Consider the following 18,985-nt stretch of genomic DNA (forward strand, 5'->3'; position numbering starts at 1 on the left):
TCCTCACGACAGCTGCAGGTTGGGCAGGTGCTGACGCCTGCCTTCGGCAAACGCCTGCAACAGGCGCCCCAGGCAATCGGACAGTGCGTCGTGGCCCTCCAGGTACAGCGGCGACCAGGCATGGCCTTGGCCGCTGCGCACCTTGTCGAGAAAGAACTGCAGGTGCGCGCGGTCGACCGGCAACCCCTGCGCGGCGCCAAACGCCACGGCCTGGTAGGTGCTGAGCAAATCAGGGATGCGCTGCCCCAGGTTGGCGAAGCCGCCCTGGCGCACCTTGTGCGCAACCAGCAGTTCGTTTGCCTGCTCGCGCACATCCCAGCCCACATGGTTCAGGCAGATCAAGGCTTGCAGGCTGGCACGCAAGGACGCCTGCCCTCGTGGGTAGGCGGCGTGCCCACCTTGCTGAGCGCAACTGGCCACAAAGGCCTCCAGCGCCACGAGGTCGACCCCAGCGTTATTGCCCAGTTGCTGGAGGATCGCCACCGCAGACGCCGTGGACACCAAGTCCGACCCGCGCCCCTCCCAGAACCCGAAGCCACCATCGGGGTTCTGCAATGAGGCCAGCCAGTGCCCGACCGCCTTGCGCGCCGCTGGCTGGCCGGCGAAGGCGCCCGCCGCCAGGCCCCAATTGGTGCAGCGGACTTCAGCGCCCCGCCCTGGCATGTACATGAGCCCAGGCTCGTTAGGCATCTGGCAGCCTTCGATCCAGTGCAAGGCTGCCGCCCGCTGCGCAGCGCTCAGCTGATCGCCAAGCACGGCAGCCGCCGTGGTCAGCACATCCGCCGCGCTGTCGATTTGCCGATAGGTGTAGCCACCCTGAGGCAGCGCCAAGGTCGCGATGAACCGTGCAATGTCATCTGCCAGGTGGGCCACCGGCTCTCCCAACGCCTTGAGCGAGCCCACCGCGCAAAAAGCGGCCCAGACGTCCTCGCCGTCATAGCCCTGCCAACGCACGAAAGCGCCACTGGGCCGACGCAGTGCGTCGATCCAGGCGATACACGCGTGGCGCGCCAACGGCTGCGCGTGCAATGCCGCAAGGCTAGCCGTGGCGCGGTAGGTCGCCCACAGGCACGGCTGCTCGGCAGCCTCGCTGAAACGAAAGCCGCCGCTTTCCACCTGCTGCGCCTGCAACCAGGCAATCAACCGCGGCAGGTCCCACCGCGGTGCGGGCAGCCCTTGCTGGGCCAGGGCTCGTGCGGCCATTACGCCGTAGAAGCAGGCACGGGTGTCGGCCAAGTTGCGCTGGGCAAAGTCCGCGGACCAACTGAGGCCGCCATTGCTGCACTGCAGCCCTTCCAGCCAGGCGTACAACGCCGGGGCATCGGCCACCTGCCCCTGGCACACCTCGATTAACGTGCGCACGGCATAGTGGGTGGCCCAGACATCCGCCGTCTGCCCAGGGCACATGGCGTAAGCATCACCGTCGAACAGCGTTTGCAGCCAATCGGCAGTTTGGGCGCCATGGTCGATGGCGATACCCAGGTCCTTGAGCGTTTCGGTGCAATAAAAAGTCGCCCAGGCGTCGGATGGCATGCCCTTGCTCCAGGCGAACCCCCCGTCGCGGTTACGCCGGGACTGGATATAGCTGTGCAGGGCCGGCGTATCGACGCTGTCGAGGCGCTCGACCCAGGCCAGGCTGCGGATCGCGGCGTACGTGCACCACAAGTCAGGCTGGCCGTTGCCCAGGCCGTGCCCTTGGGCAAGGGGTGACGTGGTCATTGCTTGCCCCCCACGAAGCGCAGGTTGGTCTTCTTCCAGCTTTTTTGCGAGCCACCGCTCTTGTTGATGGCCGACAAGTTGTTGACGAACAGCACACGGCTCCAGCGCAGCCCCATCAGTTGCTCGGAACGTGCCAGCAGCTGCGCTTGCAATGGGCCTTCCTGGGCGTTGTCCCAGTGCACGTCACGTTCAAGGATTAACGCGGCGCTGTCGTTCTGGCGATCGATTTCGATCACATAACCGGTGGCGTCGCAGGCGCCGTAGACCACCTCTTCGACGGCGCGAATCTCAAGGTCCACCCCGGCCACCGCAATGCTGTCGCTGTCGCGGCCATTGACCAACAGGCTGGGGCTGCTCTGCCCGGCTTGCCAAGGCGCGGTAAGGGTGACGCTGTCGCCGGTGTCCAGCCGCAGTAACGGCCGCGCGTACAGGTTCAGCGGGGTGACGACGAGGCGGCCGGTCAGGCCTTCGGCGGGCGTTACCAGCCTGCCGTCCGGCAACAGCAGCTCGAAATAATTGGTGGCCGTGGCCAGGCGCATCTGCTGGTCCGCGCCTACGGCTGCCAGCGTGCCGGTCTCGGTACTGCCATAACTGGCATCGTGTACCTCGCAGTGCCACCCGCGGGCCAAACGGTCACGAAACGGCTGGGTGTTGACCTCGCCCAGCAGCATGATCGTGCGCACCGACTGGGCAAACGTGTCGAGCAGCTCCCGCTGCTTGAGGTAGCGGGTCAGTTGCACCAGTACGCCGGGGGCGATGAACAGCACCGTGGGCCGGTAGGTGTCGAAGGTCGTGCACACCCGTTCCCAGTCGGTGATGCCGGTGGTAAAGGGATAGAGCCGTACATGCGACACGTCGAGGTATTCGCAGACGTTGGCGATCAGGTCGCCGACCGGCACGATGTCCGATGGCATCAGGTTGGCCACCCGCGCCCCGGGCTGCAGCACCGCTCGCCAGTGGCTGGCGACGCTGACGGCATTCCAGATGATGTCGTGTTTCAGGCGCGGGGTTGGGGTTGGCTCGCCGGTGGTGCCGGTGGTGGCGTAGTACTTGGCCGCATCGCCAAGGGCTACGGTGCAAAACGCCAGGGGTTGGCTTTTCAGCGCGGCCTTGGCGGTCAGCGGCAATTGCTGGAACGCTGTGAAGCTGTAGGGGCCAATCCCTGCGTAATGGCTACTGTGTTGTGCACGCGTCCAGACTGCTTGCAACTTGCGTTCATAGAATGCGGCATCGGGCACACGCCCGACCTGCTGTTGAAGTTCGCCCTCGGCATCCTTCAACACGCCGAAATCCTTATCACCATGAACTAACATCGACTCGCCCTCTCGAATAAACAGTGCAGAGAATTGGCGAGCGACGGGGGTTAAGTAAAATACTTAATAGTAAGTAGCGGTGAGAGTCGGACGGTATTACTGGGCCGAAATAGAGCCTTTTGCGTGGGTTGTATGTAGTGCTTTTCTGATCGAAATCAGCGATTCGGCCTTTGTTTATGGCGAGATATCAAACAAAGATAATTTCCATATTTGCCAAGACTCATAACTTCGGCATGGACGTGAAGGCGCGGCCTTAGGGCGCGAAAGGGCTGCAAAGCAGCCCCCACACTAGTTGCACTTACACGGAAATCTCTGACCGCGCTTACACCGCGCAGCGCCACAGCCGGGCGATATCACCGGCGCGCGCCTGCAGCAGCTCGCGGGCGTTGGCGCACGCCTGCTCCAGGCTCATCGGCCCGCTCGCCAACGCAAAAGCCGCGTCGATGCCATGGCCATACAACTGCTGATACCCCTCCCCCAGCGTGCCTGCCAGCACCACCACCGGTACACCATGGCGCTTGGCGACCCGTGCCACGCCCATTGGCGTCTTGCCACGTAGGGTCTGGGCATCGAAACGCCCCTCGCCGGTCAGCACCAGGTCGGCGCCTTGTACCAGCCCGTCCAGGCCGGCCAACTCAGCCACCACCTCGACGCCAGGTCGGAACTGCGCGCCCATGAACGCCTTGGCCGCAAAGCCCATGCCGCCTGCAGCGCCGCAGCCCGGGAAATCACGCACGTCCTCGCCCAGCAATTGCGCACAGTGATCGGCAAAGTGCCCCAGTGCCTGGTCCAGTGCTTCTACTTGCTGCGGGTTTGCCCCTTTCTGCGGGCCGAATATTGCCGAAGCGCCATTGGCACCGCAGAGTGGGTTGTCGACGTCGGCCGCAACCTCGACCTGGACCTCGGCCAGCCGAGGGTCGAGGTCGCTGGCATCGATACGTGCCAGCTTTGCCAGGGCCAGCCCCCCTTCTTCCAGTGCTTGCCCCTCGGCATCCAGCAGCCGCAGCCCCAAGGCGCGCAGCATGCCACTGCCGCCGTCATTGGTCGCGCTGCCGCCAATGGCCAAGACAATGCGGCGGGCACCCGCAGCCAAGGCGGCGGCGATCAGTTCGCCCGTACCCCAGGTGCTGCTGCGGCAGGCATCACGCTGCTGGGTGGGCACCAATTGCAGGCCACTGGCCTGGGCCATTTCGATAATCGCCGTGCGGCTCTGCGGCAGCCAACCCCAGCCGGCCTCGACGCTGTGCCCCAACGGCCCACGTACAGCCAGGCGGCGTAATTCGCCCTGGCTGGCGGCCAAGATGGCGTCCATGGTGCCTTCACCGCCGTCGGCCATGGGGCATTCGACCAGTTCGGCATCCGGCCACACCTCGGCCAGGCCGGTGGCAATGGCGCGGGCGACACCGGCAGCGTCGAGGCTGTCCTTGAACGAGTCGGGGGCGATGACGATCTTCATGGGGATTCTCCTGTCCAGATGAGCGGCATGCTGACAGTTGCCTGGCAAGGTGGCCTCGGTCAAATGCACAAGACGGCGGAGGCGTTGTTTGGGCAAATGCCTTCGGCCCGCGTTTCACTCAGCTCGCAACAACTGCAACCCCAGGTACAGGCTGAGCATCCCCTCCATCCGCAAGGGGTCGACCTCGCCCAGCTCGGCGATCCGCTCCAGCCGGTAGCGCAGGCTGTTGCGGTGAATGCCCAAGGCGTCGGCACAGGCCTGGCTCTGGCCATCATGGGCACACCAGGCGCGCAAGGTCGCGATCAGCTGACCACTGGCGTCCTTGGCGCGGATGCGTTGCAGCGGCTGCAACAGCTCATCCAGCGCATCGTCATTGCGATGCCGCCACAGCAAGGCCGGTAGCCGGTACCGCTCAAGGCTGAGCAGGCGCTCGGCCGGCAGCACCTCTTGCCCATAAGCCAGCAGGTCGCGCACCCGGCGATAACCACGGCGCAGTTGCTCCAGGCTTTGCGCCATGCACCCCAGGGCCAAGCGCTCAACCTGCCAGCCGTGACGTTCGAGGCGCTCCAGCAACCGCGCGTCGTCCAGCACCAGGCCCGCCGGGCGACACCACAGCAGCGATTGCCGTGCGGGGCTGACGCACCAGCTGTCCGGGTAACGGCTCATCAGCCAGGACGACAGGGCTTCGGCAGGCGGCCCTGATTCCAGCTCGAACAGGCAAGGTACCCTTGGCAGTTGCGGCTTCAGGCCAAGCTGACGGGCTTCATCGAGCAGCCGAGGCGAATCGCCGCTGCCGCCTAACAGCAAGGCCAGCAGGTCGTCGCAGCGTTGCCGCCGCCATTGCTGTTCAACCTGCAGGTGGCGCTGGGCCAGGAGCATTTCAGCAGTCATGCGCACCAGTTCGCCATAGGTACGCAGCTGCTGCGGGTCGCCGGTCAGGCCCAATACCCCCATCAGCCGGCCATCGAGCATCAATGGCAGGTTCACCCCGGGCTGCACGCCCTTGAGGCACTTGGCCGCGTCCACGTCGAGCTCGACGATCCGGCCGTTGGCCAGCACCAGTTGTGCGCCTTCGTGGCGGGTGTTGATGCGCTCCGGCTCGCCACTGCCCAGGATCAACCCCTGGCTGTCCATGACATTGACGTTGCACGGCAAAATGGCCATCGCCCGATCAACGATATCCTGCGCCAGGTCATGGTCGAGTTCGAACATTCAAGGGTCCTTAGGGTGGTAGGCTTTGGTCCCTGGCACAGCGCCCCTGGTCAATCGCTGTGCAAAAGCACAAAGACAGGCACGCCGCTGTCCCCGAGACTCGTCAGGGCGAGCGCCGGAACAGGCGACGCGGTGACAACCATAACAACAGAGAACCCGATCATGGCACACAGCCCAGCCCCTGACCAAGGCACGGACACCACCCGCAATGCGCTGTACCGGCGCATCACCTTGCGGCTGATTCCGTTCATTTTCATCTGCTACCTGTTCAACTACCTGGACCGCGTCAACGTCGGCTTTGCCAAGCTGCAGATGCTCGACGCGCTTAAATTCAGCGAAACGGTATACGGCCTTGGCGCCGGTATCTTCTTCATCGGCTACGTCCTCTGCGGCCTGCCGAGCAACCTGGCGCTCAACCGCTTCGGCCCACGGCGCTGGATCGCACTGATGATGATCGCCTGGGGCAGCCTCTCGACCTGCCTGCTGTTCGTCACCACCCCCACCGAGTTCTACACCCTGCGCCTGCTGACCGGCGCGGCTGAAGCCGGCTTCTTCCCTGGCGTGGTGCTGTACCTCTCGCGCTGGTTCCCGGCGGCCCGTCGCGGCGGCATCATGGCCTTGTTCATGTCGGCGATCCCGGTGTCGGGGCTGTTGGGCGGGCCGTTTTCCGGCTGGATCCTCGAACATTTCGCCGCCGGCCAGCATGGCCTTGCCGGCTGGCAATGGCTGTTCCTGATTCAGGGCCTACCCACCGTCGTTCTGGGTTGCCTGGCAATTCGCCTGCTCAGCGACGGCTACCAGAAAGCCGCCTGGCTGAGCCCGACCGAACGCCAACTGATCGAAGCCGACCTGAAGGCCGATGCCGCGAGCAAACCCGCCACCACCGGTGACGGCGTGCTCGCGGTGTTGACCAACCCGTTGATCTGGACGTTCGGCTTCGTCTACTTCTGCATCCAGAGCGGTGTGTACGCGATCAACTTCTGGCTGCCGTCGATCATCAAGAACATGGGCTTCGACAACCCTTTGCTGATTGGCTGGCTGAGCGCCATTCCGTACCTGCTGGCGGGCGTGTTCATGATCGTCTGCGGGCGTTCGGCAGACCAGCGCAACGAACGTCGCTGGCACTTGGTCGTGCCGATGCTGATGGGCGCCATTGGCCTGTTGATTGCGGTCAACTTCGCCGGCAACCCGACCATCGCCATTCTTGGCCTGTCGATCGCCACCATGGGCGCCCTCACCGGCCTGCCGATGTTCTGGCCAATGCCTACCGCCCTGCTCAGCGCAGGTGCGGCCGTGGCCGGCCTTGCGCTGATCAACTCGGTGGGCCAGATGGCCGGCTTCCTCAGCCCGTACCTGGTGGGTTTCATCAAGGACCAGACCGGCTCGACTGATGCTGCGCTGTATTCGTTGGCGGCATTGATCGTGGTCGGTAGCCTGGTGGCGCTGCGGGTAACGCGCGCAGGGGCGTTGGTCACGGCCAAGGCCAACTAGAACGCCTGTGTAGGAGCAGCCTTGTGCTGCGAAGAGGCCGGTGATAGCAGCGAACATTTGCTGTGTGATCACCGGCCTCTTCGCAGCACAAGGCTGCTCCTACAGGGCAATGCCCCCGATCGTCGGCTCGGGTCAGCAACTCATCACCACAGGCGTCAAATGGTTCCAAAGGCCCCTTTGGAGAACCCCCATGACCCAGCACGCCGTGGCCCGCCTCGATCAGCTCGACCCCAACCGCCCCCTGCGTGTGCAGGCCGGCAGTGAAGAACTCATCCTGATCCGCCAGGGCGACCTGGTGCATGCCTACCAGGCCAACTGCCCGCACGCTGGCGCCCCGCTCGAAGAGGGCGTGATCTGCTCGGGGCTGTTGGTCTGCCCATGGCACAAGGCGGCGTTTGCCGTGGACGAAGGTGCGGTGTGCGAACCGCCGGCACTGGCCGACCTGCGCCGCTACCGTGCGTGGGTCAAAGGTGATGAGGTGTGGGTGGATGACCAACCCCTGGCCAAGGCCGAGCCACCGCGGCACAGCGATGCCCGTTGTTTCGTGGTAGTCGGTGCCGGCGCCGCCGGCAGTGCCGCCGTCGCTACCTTGCTGCGGCACGGTTTCGCCGGCCGCCTGGTCTGGCTCGACCAGGAACACCAGCCGGCCTACGACCGGACCGCGCTTAGTAAATTCGTCATTGCTGGGCAAATGCCACCTGATGAAGTCCCTGCCCTGCTCGAAGCGGATGACTTGCGCAAAGGCCACCTGATCCGTCAGCACGGCAAGGTCCGCACACTCAACAGCGAGAAACGCCAGATCATCCTTGCCGACGGCCAGCACATCGACTATGACGCTTGCCTACTGGCAACGGGCGGTAAAGCGCAACGTCCAGCGCTCCCGGGGGCAGATCTGCCGGGTGTATTCACCCTGCGCTCACGTGAGGACGCCGCGCTGTTGCTCGACGCTGCAGAACCCGGGCAGCCGGTGGTGATCGTCGGCGACGGTTTCATCGGCCTGGAGGCCGCCGCTGCACTGCGCAAGTACGGCCTGCAGGTGCACCTGGTCACCCGCCATGAGGTGCCGTTGGCCAAACAATTGGGAGAACGTATCGGGCGCAGCATTCGCGAACTGCACGAACGCAAAGGCGTGGTCTTTCACGGCCCCACCGAAGTCGAACGTTTCGAAGGCCAGGCTAAGGTGGAGGCCGTGTTGCTGGCCAACGGTGAACGGCTGCAGGCGCCATTGGTATTGCTGGGCACCGGGGTCAAACCTGCCACAGCCTATGTGCAAGGGGTGGCGCTGGCCGACGATAAATCGCTGCCGGTCAATGCCGAAATGCGTGCGGCACCCGGGCTGTGGGCCGCTGGTGATATCGCCACCTTCCCCCTGGCTGACCGGCCCGTGCGCATCGAACACTGGCGCCTGGCCCAGCAACACGGCGTGATCGCTGCGGCCAACATGCTCGGCGAGCAGCGCCGCTACGAAGATGTGCCGTTCTTCTGGACCTACCAGCATGGGCGCACCTATGAAGTCCTGGGGCATGCACGGGACTGGAACCGCATCGAGTTCGTCGGCCAGCCGGAGCAAGGCGATTTCGTCGCGCTGCAATGCGTGGATGAGCAAGTCGAGGCCGTCATCGCCAAGGGCTACTCGGATGCCATGGCGCAGCTATCGCAGCGGATGAAGCGGCCGTTGCGCCTGGACGAGGCGCTGAAGCTGATTGGCTGACTTTTCCGGGAAAAAATCAGCTATGGTTTCCCCACCTCTAATAACAAGTATTTCGTGGAGCGCCCATGGCCGCGCACACCCCTTCACCCCGCGCCAGTGAACTGGCCGCCTTCGTCGACTGCCACTTCGCCGAGCGCGGCCTGACGCCAGAACCGGTGATTGCCGAATCCTGGTACCGCAGCCTCACCCAGCACCGCCTGGACCCTGAACTGCGCCACGTCGACAACATCCTCAGCGCTGCCGAAATCCGCCAGCACCAGGCCCAACACGAGGCCTACCTGAGCATCGCCAGCCAAGGCGTCAGTGGCCTGGCAAGGCGTGTGGTGGACGCCGGTTTTGCCGTGCTGCTCAGCGACGCCGACGGCATCACCCTTGATGCCCGCCTGCCAGCCGACCACCAGCGTTACACCCGCTCCGGGTTGATTGTCGGCGCGCGCTGGGACGAGTCGATCGCCGGTACCAACGGCATCGGCACTGCACTGGCCTCGCAGCAAGCGCTGACCATCCACCGTCAGGAACACTTCCTGGCAACCAACGCCCGGCTCAGTTGCTCGGTGGCACCGATCTTCGATGCCCATAACCAACTGCTCGGCTGCCTCAACGCGACCTGCCTCTATAACGACGGCCCCAAGCAGGCCCAGCACCTGACCTTGCAGTTGGTGACGCTGTACGCCCGGCTGATCGAGAACAGCCATTTCCGCCAGCGCTACCGCGACTGCCTGACCTTGGCCATCAAGCCGCGTGATGATTTCTCCGACCTTGCCGCCGAGCAACTGCTGGCCCTGGACGAAGGCGGCCGGGTGATCGGCGCCAATCGGGCGGCCTTCCTAGCGCATGCCGGCACGCTGTTGGGCGTGGCGATCGAGCAGCTGCTGCCCGCCAACATTGACCAGTTGCTCGACCTTACGCGCGGCGGTGCCCGTGGCACTCAATTGCACGGGCATGTGCAGGCGCATCTGCTGGACGTCGGCCTGCGTATACCGGCCGGCTACCGCCAATCCACGCCGTCGCGGCCCCTGCCCGCGCGGGCGGCGTACCCCACGCTTGAGCAATTGGCAGGCGAGGATGCACAGTTGCAACAGGGAGTGAAACGCCTGCGCAAGGTGCTCGACAAGGACATCGCCATTTTGCTGAACGGCGAAACCGGTACTGGCAAGGAGGCCTTCGCCCGTGCCTTGCACCAGGCTAGCCAGCGCCACGCCAAACCCTTCGTCGCGCTCAACTGTGCGGCGATACCCGAGTCGCTGATCGAGAGCGAACTGTTCGGCTACCGCGCTGGCAGCTTTACAGGTGCCAATCGCAAGGGCATGAAAGGCAAGCTGGAGCAGGCCAATGGCGGCACGTTGTTCCTTGATGAGATCGGCGACATGCCAACGCACCTGCAAACGCGCCTGCTGCGGGTGCTTGCCGAACGCGAACTGGTACCACTGGGCGCAGAGGCGCCGGTGACGCTGGATATTCAGGTGATTTCGGCAACGCACCAGGACCTGCCAGCCATGATTGGCGATAAAGGCTTTCGCGAAGACCTTTACTACCGGCTATGCGGCATGCGCATGACGTTGCCGGCATTGCGTGAGCGCAGTGACCGACGTGAATTGATCGAGCGGTTGTTGGCGGGGTTGCCGGGAGGGGCTGTTTTGCGCTTGAGCGATCAGGCCCAGCGTTGCTTGCTGGGGTATGCCTGGCCGGGGAACGTGCGGCAGTTGCTCAATACGTTGCGCCAGGCGGTCGCGCTGGCGGAAGGTGGGGTCATTGAGCTGGCAGATTTGCCGGAGGAGCTACTGAACCGTGCAGTGCCTGCCAGGCCAAAAGTGCTGGAACAGCAGGTCGAAGATGCCGAGGCGCGGCACTTGCTGGAGGTTTTAAAGCGAGAGCGCTGGAACATGAGCCTGGCGGCAGAGGCTGCGGGCATTTCGCGGTCGACGTTGTATCGGAAGATGAAGCGGTACGGGATCGTTCAGCCGAACCAGTTGGGGTGACTGTACCGGCCTCTTCGCGGGCAAGCCCGCTCCCACAGGTACACCACAGTTTTCAAGCCTGTGGACTCACCTGTAGGAGCGGGCTTGCCCGCGAAGAGGCCAGAAAAGCCAACCCTTATCCCTGGATGTACACCACCTGCGTGCGCGTGTACTCATACAACCCGTGCTTGCCATCCGCCCCGCCGATGCCGGACTTGCGCGCCCCGGCATGGAAGCCCTGCATGGCCTCGAAGTTCTCGCGGTTGATGTAGGTCTCGCCAAAATCGATCTCGCGGCTAGCCTTCAACGCCGCGTTCAGGTCGCGGGTGTACAGCGAAGACGTCAGCCCGTACTCGCTGTCATTGGCCAAGGCAATCGCCTCGTCCAGGTCATCGACCACTTGAATCGGCAGCACCGGCCCAAAAATTTCCTTGCGCATGATCTCCATGTCGGCGGCGCAGCCCGCGAGCACGGTCGGTTGGTAATGGAACCCGGCCCCCAGGTCCGCTACCTGCCCGCCGGTCACCAACTGGGCGCCCTGCCCGACCGCCGTGCGCACCATCTGCGCTACCTTGTCGAGACCGGCCTGATTGATCAGTGGCCCCATGTCCAGGTCAGCCTGGCGCGACGGGTCGCCGTATCGGGTCGCTGCCATGGCCTTGGCCACCTTGTCGACGAAGGCGTCGGCCACCTTGCGCGCCACGTACACCCGCTCGGCGCAGTTGCACACTTGGCCCGTATTGATCACCCGCGAGGCAACAATGGCTTTCGTCGCCAAGTCCAGGTCAGCGTCCGCGAGCACAATCGCCGGGGCCTTGCCGCCCAGTTCAAGGTTGAGCTTGGTGATGTTCGGCGCTGCCGCCGCCATGATCCGTGCCCCCGTAGCGACGCTGCCGGTAAAGCTGACCAGGTCGATACCGGCATGGCTCGACAGCCCATGGCCGACGCTGGCCCCCTTGCCACCGACCACGTTGAACACCCCCGCTGGCAGGTCAGTCTCGGCCACCAGCTTGGCGAATTCATAGCAGTTGATGGGCGTTTCTTCACTGGGCTTGATCACGATGGTATTGCCCGTGAGCAGCGCCGGCGCCATCTTGCGGGCGATGAGGAAGAACGGGAAGTTCCAGGGCAGTATCCCAGCCACCACACCCAGCGGCTTGCGCATCAGGAAAATGTGCTCGTTGGCACGGTCGCTGGTCAGCACCTCGCCTTCAAGGCGCCGCGCCCATTCCGCCATGTAGTCGAGGTAGTCGGCGGTGAAGTTCACCTCGACCTGCGCCAGCCCCGGCACTTTGCCGCCTTCCTGAGTGATGATGCGCGCTAGGCGGTCGGCATTGGCACGCACCTTGGCGGCGATCTGACGCAGGTAGCCGGCGCGTTCGATGGCAGGTTTCGCTGCCCAGCCTTTTTGCGCGTTGCGTGCCGCTGCAATGGCCCGCTCCACCTGATCGACCGGCGACTCCGGCACACGCCCCAGTAACTGCGCGTTGGCCGGGTTGTACACCTCGATCAGCCCCTCGCTGGGTACGAAGGCGTTGTCGATGTAGTTCTGGTAGATCGCTTCAGTCATGGTCATCTCACTCCTGTGACGGGTTGTCGGCCAGTGACGGCTGGGCAGCCGGCTTGGCGCTGAATTGCTGCCAGGCGTTGCCTTCGCTTTTCAGGTCATGGGCACGCTTGATGAGGTACTGGTGCACCTGCTCGACCTGCTCGGGGTTGAGGTTGTCGGCAAACGACGGCATGCCATCCGGCACGCGGCCGCCATAGAGGATGCCAAGGAACATCTGGTGCTTGTCAGCACCGAGTTTGCGCAGGTCTGGCAGTACACCGCCGCTGACGGCATGGATGCCGTGGCACTGTGAGCAGTTGCCGTCGTACAGGGCCGCACCGGCGGCGACAGTCTGGGCGTCGGCGGTCAATGGTGGGGGTTCGGGCGCATTGGCGGGCGGCGCTGGCTCACGCAATTTGGCGGTACCGCCAATCTTGTAGGTCAGCACTTGCGAGAACGGCTGTACCCCGGCACGCAACGACAACGCCCCGGCAAACGTCGAGAAGGCCCCGCCCCAGCCGGCCATGAAGGTGACGTACTGCTCGCCATCGACCGAATAGGTGATCGGCGCTGCCATCACGCCACTGGCGGCGGGTGATTCCCACAGCTTCTTGCCGGTGTCAGCGGCATAGGCGATCACACGGCCATCGGCGCTGCCCTCGAACACCAGGTTGCCGGCGGTGCTCAGGGTGCCGCCGTTGAAGATGGTGATGTAGGGCACCTCCCAGGCCGGCGCCTGTTTCACTGGGTCCCAGGCGATCAGCTTGCCGGACCAGGTCTTGGCCATCTCCAGCAGGCCATCGGCACCTTCGGGCATCATGCCGGTGCGTAAGCCCAGCTGGTACACGCTTTTGAACGGGTTGCGCTTGGGTGCTTCGGGGATGTGCTCGTAATAGGCCGACATGATATGCGCCGGGATGTACACCAGGCCGGTGTTGGGGTTGTACGACATTGGGTGCCAGTCATGCGCGCCCCAGAATGCCGGCGTCACCAGCTTGCGCTTGCCGTCCTTCCAGTAGGCCGCTGCCTCATCGTCGAGAATCGGCCGCCCGGTTTTCATGTCGATGCCCTTGGCCCAGTTCACCGGCACGATATTCTTCGCGGACAGCAACTCGCCGGTGGCCCGGTCGAGCACATAGAAGAAGCCATTCTTGGGCGCCTGCATCAGCACTTTGCGCTGTTTGCCGTTGATCGGCAGCTCGGCGAGGATCATGTGCTGGGTGGCGGTGAAGTCCCAGGCATCACCGGGGGTGGTCTGGTAGTGCCAGGCGTATTCACCCGTATCGGCATTGACGGCGACAATCGACGACAGGAACAGGTTGTCGCCTTTGGCTTGGCTGCGCCATTTAGGGTCCCACATCGAGCCGTTGCCAACGCCGATGTACAACAGGTTCAGCTCAGGGTCGTAGGCGAACGAATCCCAGGCCGTGCCGCCGCCGCCCCACTCGACGAAGGCATCGCCGTGCCAGGTCTTGCTGGCAATCTCCATGGCCTTGTCTTCAGGCGGCAGCTTGGGGTCACCCGGCACGGTGAAGAAGCGCCAGGCCTGCTTGCCGGTTTCGGCGTCATAAGCCGTCACATAGCCACGCACACCAAATTCTGCCCCACCGTTGCCAATGATGACCTTGCCATTGACCACCCGCGGCGCACCGGTGATGGTGTAACTGCGCTTATGGTCGTCGCGGGTGTCCACCGACCACACGCGCTGGCCGGTCTTGGCATCGATCGCCTCCAGGCGCCCGTCCAGCACGCCGACGTAGACCTTGCCCTGCCACACGGCCACGCCGCGGTTTACCGCATCACAGCACGCCTCACCGGCGCGATTGCGGTCTGACTGCGGGTCGTATTTCCACAGCAGCTTGCCGTTGCGGGCATCCAAGGCATACACCACGGAAAACGGCCCCGTGGTGTACATCACCCCATCGACCACGATAGGCGTGGCTTCTACACCCCGGTCCAGGTCGAGCTTATAGCTCCAAGCCAGGCCCAATTGATTGACGTTGTCCTGGTTGATGGCCTTGAGCGGGCTGAAGCGTTGTTCATCGTAGGTACGGCCGTGGCTCATCCAGTTGCCAGGTTCCTGGTCGGCCTGGATGATCCGCTTGCCATCCACTTCTGCAGCAAAAGCGGTTGCGCAGCACGCCAAGGCAAGGGCCAGGCAGCCCAAGGCGTGCGGAAGGGGCCGGCGGTGCGGGCCTGTTCGGTTCATGGTCGGTTCTCCGTTCTTGTTATGGCGACACCGCATCAGGCGTCGATAACAGACAGAGCAACGGCTGTGCCAGCATCACCCAGCATCCTCGAAACAGGCATTACAGAGCGGTTGCTAGCCAAACGGCCGGGCAATGGCTGAGGCCTGCACATGCAGCAGCCATGGCACAGCTGATGCAGGCATGGCACAGGTGTGTCAGCCACTGTGGCGGGCTTTCAATGGCGTGCGGTTGTGTGTAAAACAGGCAGACAAGCCCACTGCAAAGGACTCAACCGCATGATCTACCGTCCCCTTGGCCAGAGTGGCCTGCAGGTTTCCGCCCTTACCCTGGGCAGCATGATGTTCGGCGAGCAGACCAGCACCGAGGACTCACTGCGGATCATCGAAAAAGCCTGGGACCAGGGCATCAACTTCATCGACACCGCCGATGTCTACAACAGCGGGCGTTCGGAAGAAATCGTCGGTGAAGCCGTGGCGCGCCATCGCCAGGACTGGATAGTGGCGTCCAAGGTCGGCTTTGGCCCGGCCGACGGCCTGCCCAACCGCAGCGGGCTTTCGCGCAAGCACATTTTCAATGCCATCGACGCGACGCTCACGCGCATGGACCTGGACTACCTTGACGTTTACTACCTGCACCGCGAAGACCACAAGGTACCGCTGGAGGAAACCGTGCAAGCCATCGGCGACCTGCTGCGCCAAGGCAAGATCCGCTATTGGGGCGTGTCCAACTTCCGCGGCTGGCGCATTGCCGAGCTGTGCCACCTGGCCGAGCGACTCGGCGTGGCCAAGCCGGTGGTGAGCCAACCGTTGTACAACATCGTCAACCGCCAGGCAGAGCCCGAACAGCTGACCGCTGCGGCTTACCATGGCCTGGGCGTGGTGCCGTTCAGCCCCTTGGCCCGCGGTGTGCTCAGCGGCAAGTACGCACCCGGCTCGGTGCCAGATGCCAGCAGCCGTGCCGGGCGCCAGGACAAGCGGATCATGGAAGTGGAATGGCGCCAGGAATCATTGGCCATCGCCCGCCAGATCCAGGCCTATGTTGAAGCCAAGGGCGTGGGCATCGTCGAGTTCGCGATTGCCTGGGTACTCAATAACCAACTGGTGAGTTCGGCCATTGTCGGGCCGCGCACCGAAGCACAATGGGACACCTATGCCGGCGCACTGGACGTGAAGATCACGGCGGAGGATGAAGCGTTCATCGATTCGCTGGTAACGCCGGGCCATGCCTCGACGCCAGGGTTCAATGACGTGGCGCACTACGTGAGTGGGCGACTGGCGCGCAATTGATGGCAGCCGTTTGATTGAAGCCAAGGGGCTGCAAAGCCGCTTGGCGGTTCTACCGCGTTGCGGCAGATACAAAAAAAGCTCCCTATCTTTCGATACGGAGCTTTTCTTTACACGCCACACAATTGCCAGGCTTCACGCCGTTCGATCAAGCACCCAGGTCAACCCGCAAGGTTGCAAGCACCTGTTCGAACGCCGAGCCGGCGGGTGCGTGTCTTACTCAGGTCGCACTTGGGCGGCCTGCATGCCTTTTTGCCCTTTTTCGGCAACAAAGCTAACAGTCTGGCCTTCTTTCAGCGACTTGAAGCCGTCCGATTCAATGGCTTTGAAATGAACGAAGAGGTCGTCGCCACCACCCGCTGGGGTAATGAAGCCGAACCCTTTTTCATCGTTGAACCATTTAACTGTACCGGTTTGTCTGTTGGACATGCTCTGAGCCCTCGATGGCTTATTTGATGCGTTTTACGTGAAATTACAACGAGGGCCTTATCAAACAACCAGCCCCTGCAGTGGCATATTGAGCGCTTTGGCGACGATAAGCTACTAAGAATTCCACCAAGCCGCAAAATAGCTGTGCCCTGTACCCGATTTCCCCCGCAAAATGGGGGCTGCGGCGGTAAACAGAATCTTCGTTTAATCGCCCCTGGGCGGTACTGCAGCCGGCCCCAGGTAGCGCGAAGTCCACTCAGCCAGTGGCAATGGGGGTTGCTGATCGACGATACGCCGCCAGATCAAGCCCAGGTCATGCCCGTTGAACATCGATGCCACCCCTGCCCCTCGCCACGCCGTGGGCGTGTCGGCAATCCAGTGCCCCTGGCTATTACGGTGGGCCATGTTGAAGCGGAAGGTGTAGTTGCCGGGGATGCCCATGCGCAGGTCGGTCACCACCAGCGCCCCGTCGATTTCGTCATAGCGCAACCAGTCATCCGTGAACCAGCGCAGGCGCTGATGCAAAGGCGCACCGCCAAGCGCAGCGGCCAGCTCAAGGTTGCGTGGCAGGCGCTGCATTTCTGGCGGTTGCTGGTCGAACCCACTGCTGACACCTTCGTAGTAGTCGCCGTCCGGCGTCTTGGCCAGCACGCGCCAGATCAGGCTGTTGAAGGCAATCGGCACGGCACGTACGTCGCTGACCGTGATGCCCTGCTGGTCCAACGCGGCCTGAAAGCGTTGCTCCGCCTGCATGCGCCCAGCCAGGCCAAAGCCGAGGTAGGCCGTACTGAAAACCAGTGCCAGGGTCAGCAGCCGCACGGCAGTACCCGTCACGCCCTTGGCGAGGGTGTAGCTCACTGCCGCCAGCAGCGGCACGGTGTAGACAGGGTCGATGATGAACACCGCAGCCCAGCTTTGCGGGGTCAGCGCCAACGGCCAGAACAGTTGCGTGCCATACACGGTAAAAGCGTCCAGCACCGGGTGCGTGACCAGCACCAGCCAGAACGCCAGGAACAGGCGCGGAACGGTATAGCCTTTGCCTGGCCAGCACCGGTTGACGCACCAGGCCAGCAGCAGCGCCAGCCCGGTCAGGACGAAAAGGGAGTGGGAGAACCCCCGGTGGTAGGTCATCTGCGACACCGGGTCGGCGTAGCGGATGACTACGTCCAGGTCGGGCAATGTGGCCAGCGCTGCGCCGTACAGCAGCGCTCGGCGGCCCTGGATGCGACCGAGCACAGTGCCCTGTAGGGCGGCGCCGAGTACGGCTTGGGTCAATGAGTCCAAGGCGGGATTTCCTGAGAGGATGACGCGTGAAAGCTAACCCCCTCTACCCTCTGGGTGCAAATGCGGCTCAGTGACAAAAGATGGCAGCTGGGTAGTCACAACAACTGCCAGGTGTACACCAGGGTCAAGCGATTCTCGTCGATATCACTGCGGTAGTTGGACCGTGCCATGGCATTTCTCACGCGAATGCCCAGGCCTTTCAACGCCCCACTCTGCACCGCATAGCCGATATCCAGGTCGCGCTCCCGGTCACGACCCTCGTAGCCCTGCCCGGTATCGACATTGTTGCCGGTGATGTACCGCACCGTTGCCGTCAGCCCCGGCACGCCCATGGCGGCAAAATTGTAGTCGTAGCGCACCTGATAGGAACGCTCGTCGGTGTAGGCGAACTCGTAGGTTGGCACCTCGTTGCCCAAGGGGGAGATGTTGGCAAATACCCGCGGGAACGGGCTGTCGCCATAAATGCCCTGATACCCTGCATGGAAGCTGTGCCCGCCATGGCGGGCAGTGAACAGCGAGAAGAATGCCTGGTTATCGATACTGCCCAGCAGGGCGTCGCCGTCCTCGCGGGCGGTGAAATAGCCAAGGTTGGCGCTCAGCACCCAGTCGCCGACAGGTTTGCTGTGTTTAAGGCCGACAAAACCTTGCTCGTAGATATCTTCCAACTGCCCGTACCAGAGGCTGACACTGCTTTGGTTCGCATTGAACGCGTAGTCGCCCCCCACATAGTTGAACGCGTCACCTTCAGCCTGACGCATTGGCACGTGGCCGAGCATGGCATTCATCTTGCCGTCGCCGCCCTCGTTGCGCAGGTGGGTTGAGGTCAGGTGCCCGGCTTGCAAGGTCAGCCCCTGCAGCTCGGTCGACAACAGGCTGGCACCTTGGTAAGTCGGCGGCAGCAGGCGGATATCACTGAATGTCAGCACTGGCAGGTTGGGCTGCAGTTCGCCCACCCGCAGCTCGGTTTTCGACAGCCTGGCCTTGAACGTCGGCGCCAGGCGGCTGTATTCGTCTGCGGCGCGGCCATCGCCATGCACCGGCAACAGGCCGGTATTGACCCGGTCGGGGCTGCTGTCGAGTTTGATGCCCAGCAGGCCGAGTGCATCCACCCCGAACCCCACCGTGCCAGGCGTGTACCCCGATTTGAAGTCAAGTATGAAGCCCTGGGCCCACTCCTCGGCCTTGGACTGTTGATTGGCGCCGACAATGTCGGAGAAGTCGCGGCTGAAATAGTAATTACGGGCACTGAGGCTGGCCTTCGAATCCTCGAAGAAGCCGCCTTCAGCAGCCAGCAGCGGTGGGCTGAGCAATGTCAGGCCAATAGCGACGCAAGGGGTGTGGTTCATTCCGAAGCTCTCTTGATCTTGTTT

The 18,985-nt window shown here is 63.4% G+C and carries 13 protein-coding genes; 4 read left to right on the top strand and 9 right to left on the bottom strand.

The window, feature by feature from the left end:
* Positions 1-3: 3 nt before the first annotated feature.
* From HU764_RS12755 to HU764_RS12770, 4 genes are all read right to left on the bottom strand, one after another.
* Positions 4-1,719: a prenyltransferase/squalene oxidase repeat-containing protein gene (locus tag HU764_RS12755; RefSeq protein ID WP_186702904.1), complete on the bottom strand. Its 1,716-nt coding sequence runs from the start codon at positions 1,717-1,719 to the stop codon at positions 4-6.
* Entirely contained in the window at positions 1,716-3,002 is a 1,287-nt protein-coding gene (locus tag HU764_RS12760; protein WP_338109069.1) for a phenylacetate--CoA ligase family protein, read from the bottom strand. The genes HU764_RS12755 and HU764_RS12760 overlap by 4 nt, the downstream gene beginning before the upstream one ends.
* A gap of 352 nt (positions 3,003-3,354) precedes the next feature.
* On the bottom strand, positions 3,355-4,488 hold the full coding sequence (locus HU764_RS12765) for a glycerate kinase (RefSeq protein WP_186681634.1): 1,134 nt from the start codon (positions 4,486-4,488) through the stop codon (positions 3,355-3,357).
* A 114-nt stretch (positions 4,489-4,602) separates the two neighbouring features.
* Positions 4,603-5,700 carry a sugar diacid recognition domain-containing protein gene (locus tag HU764_RS12770; protein WP_099454070.1) on the bottom strand — a complete coding sequence of 366 codons (1,098 nt, stop codon included), beginning with the start codon at positions 5,698-5,700 and terminating at the stop codon, positions 4,603-4,605.
* A gap of 162 nt (positions 5,701-5,862) precedes the next feature.
* On the opposite strand from HU764_RS12770, the gene HU764_RS12775 reads away from it, so the two are divergent.
* The 3 genes from HU764_RS12775 to HU764_RS12785 all read left to right on the top strand — a co-directional run bounded on the left by HU764_RS12775 (position 5,863) and on the right by HU764_RS12785 (position 10,881).
* Complete coding sequence (locus HU764_RS12775; protein ID WP_186702906.1) at positions 5,863-7,191, top strand: MFS transporter; 1,329 nt, start codon at positions 5,863-5,865, stop codon at positions 7,189-7,191.
* A gap of 190 nt (positions 7,192-7,381) precedes the next feature.
* On the top strand, positions 7,382-8,902 hold the full coding sequence (locus tag HU764_RS12780; RefSeq protein ID WP_186702907.1) for an FAD-dependent oxidoreductase: 1,521 nt from the start codon (positions 7,382-7,384) through the stop codon (positions 8,900-8,902).
* Positions 8,903-8,967: 65 nt separating this feature from the next.
* On the top strand, positions 8,968-10,881 hold the full coding sequence (locus HU764_RS12785) for a sigma-54-dependent Fis family transcriptional regulator (protein WP_186702908.1): 1,914 nt from the start codon (positions 8,968-8,970) through the stop codon (positions 10,879-10,881).
* Positions 10,882-10,996: 115 nt separating this feature from the next.
* Here HU764_RS12785 and aldA read toward each other — a convergent pair whose 3' ends face one another.
* Together aldA and HU764_RS12795 are read right to left on the bottom strand one after the other, a co-directional pair.
* Positions 10,997-12,430 carry an aldehyde dehydrogenase gene (gene aldA / locus HU764_RS12790; protein ID WP_186681642.1) on the bottom strand — a complete coding sequence of 478 codons (1,434 nt, stop codon included), beginning with the start codon at positions 12,428-12,430 and terminating at the stop codon, positions 10,997-10,999.
* Between the two features lie 7 nt (positions 12,431-12,437).
* The gene (locus HU764_RS12795; protein ID WP_186681644.1) at positions 12,438-14,618 is read right to left on the bottom strand and encodes a PQQ-dependent dehydrogenase, methanol/ethanol family; all 2,181 of its coding nucleotides are present in this window, start codon (positions 14,616-14,618) and stop codon (positions 12,438-12,440) included.
* A gap of 276 nt (positions 14,619-14,894) precedes the next feature.
* Here HU764_RS12795 and HU764_RS12800 point away from each other — a divergent pair, with 276 nt between their 5' ends.
* On the top strand, positions 14,895-15,905 hold the full coding sequence (locus tag HU764_RS12800) for an aldo/keto reductase (RefSeq protein ID WP_186681646.1): 1,011 nt from the start codon (positions 14,895-14,897) through the stop codon (positions 15,903-15,905).
* A 213-nt stretch (positions 15,906-16,118) separates the two neighbouring features.
* Here the strand turns inward: HU764_RS12800 and HU764_RS12805 are convergent, their stop codons facing one another.
* From HU764_RS12805 to HU764_RS12815, 3 genes are all read right to left on the bottom strand, one after another.
* Positions 16,119-16,331 (bottom strand): cold-shock protein, encoded by a 213-nt coding sequence (locus HU764_RS12805; RefSeq protein WP_027595420.1) that lies wholly within the window; start codon positions 16,329-16,331, stop codon positions 16,119-16,121.
* Positions 16,332-16,535: 204 nt separating this feature from the next.
* A complete protein-coding gene (locus HU764_RS12810) occupies positions 16,536-17,615 on the bottom strand; it encodes a metal-dependent hydrolase (RefSeq protein ID WP_186702909.1) in 1,080 nt (359 codons plus the stop codon).
* 95 nt (positions 17,616-17,710) lie between these two features.
* The gene (locus HU764_RS12815) at positions 17,711-18,961 is read right to left on the bottom strand and encodes an OprD family porin (protein WP_099429408.1); all 1,251 of its coding nucleotides are present in this window, start codon (positions 18,959-18,961) and stop codon (positions 17,711-17,713) included.
* Positions 18,962-18,985: the final 24 nt, after the last annotated feature.

The sequence above is a fragment of the Pseudomonas kermanshahensis genome (genome assembly GCF_014269205.2).
GTDB lineage: Bacteria > Pseudomonadota > Gammaproteobacteria > Pseudomonadales > Pseudomonadaceae > Aquipseudomonas > Aquipseudomonas kermanshahensis.

Coding starts and splice junctions, on each gene's coding strand:
- HU764_RS12755 (WP_186702904.1), bottom strand. CDS start 1,719: ATGACCACGTCACCCCTTGCCCAAGGGCACGGCCTGGGCAACGGCCAG.
- HU764_RS12765 (WP_186681634.1), bottom strand. CDS start 4,488: ATGAAGATCGTCATCGCCCCCGACTCGTTCAAGGACAGCCTCGACGCT.
- HU764_RS12770 (WP_099454070.1), bottom strand. CDS start 5,700: ATGTTCGAACTCGACCATGACCTGGCGCAGGATATCGTTGATCGGGCG.
- HU764_RS12775 (WP_186702906.1), top strand. CDS start 5,863: ATGGCACACAGCCCAGCCCCTGACCAAGGCACGGACACCACCCGCAAT.
- HU764_RS12780 (WP_186702907.1), top strand. CDS start 7,382: ATGACCCAGCACGCCGTGGCCCGCCTCGATCAGCTCGACCCCAACCGC.
- HU764_RS12785 (WP_186702908.1), top strand. CDS start 8,968: ATGGCCGCGCACACCCCTTCACCCCGCGCCAGTGAACTGGCCGCCTTC.
- aldA (WP_186681642.1), bottom strand. CDS start 12,430: ATGACTGAAGCGATCTACCAGAACTACATCGACAACGCCTTCGTACCC.
- HU764_RS12795 (WP_186681644.1), bottom strand. CDS start 14,618: ATGAACCGAACAGGCCCGCACCGCCGGCCCCTTCCGCACGCCTTGGGC.
- HU764_RS12800 (WP_186681646.1), top strand. CDS start 14,895: ATGATCTACCGTCCCCTTGGCCAGAGTGGCCTGCAGGTTTCCGCCCTT.
- HU764_RS12805 (WP_027595420.1), bottom strand. CDS start 16,331: ATGTCCAACAGACAAACCGGTACAGTTAAATGGTTCAACGATGAAAAA.
- HU764_RS12815 (WP_099429408.1), bottom strand. CDS start 18,961: ATGAACCACACCCCTTGCGTCGCTATTGGCCTGACATTGCTCAGCCCA.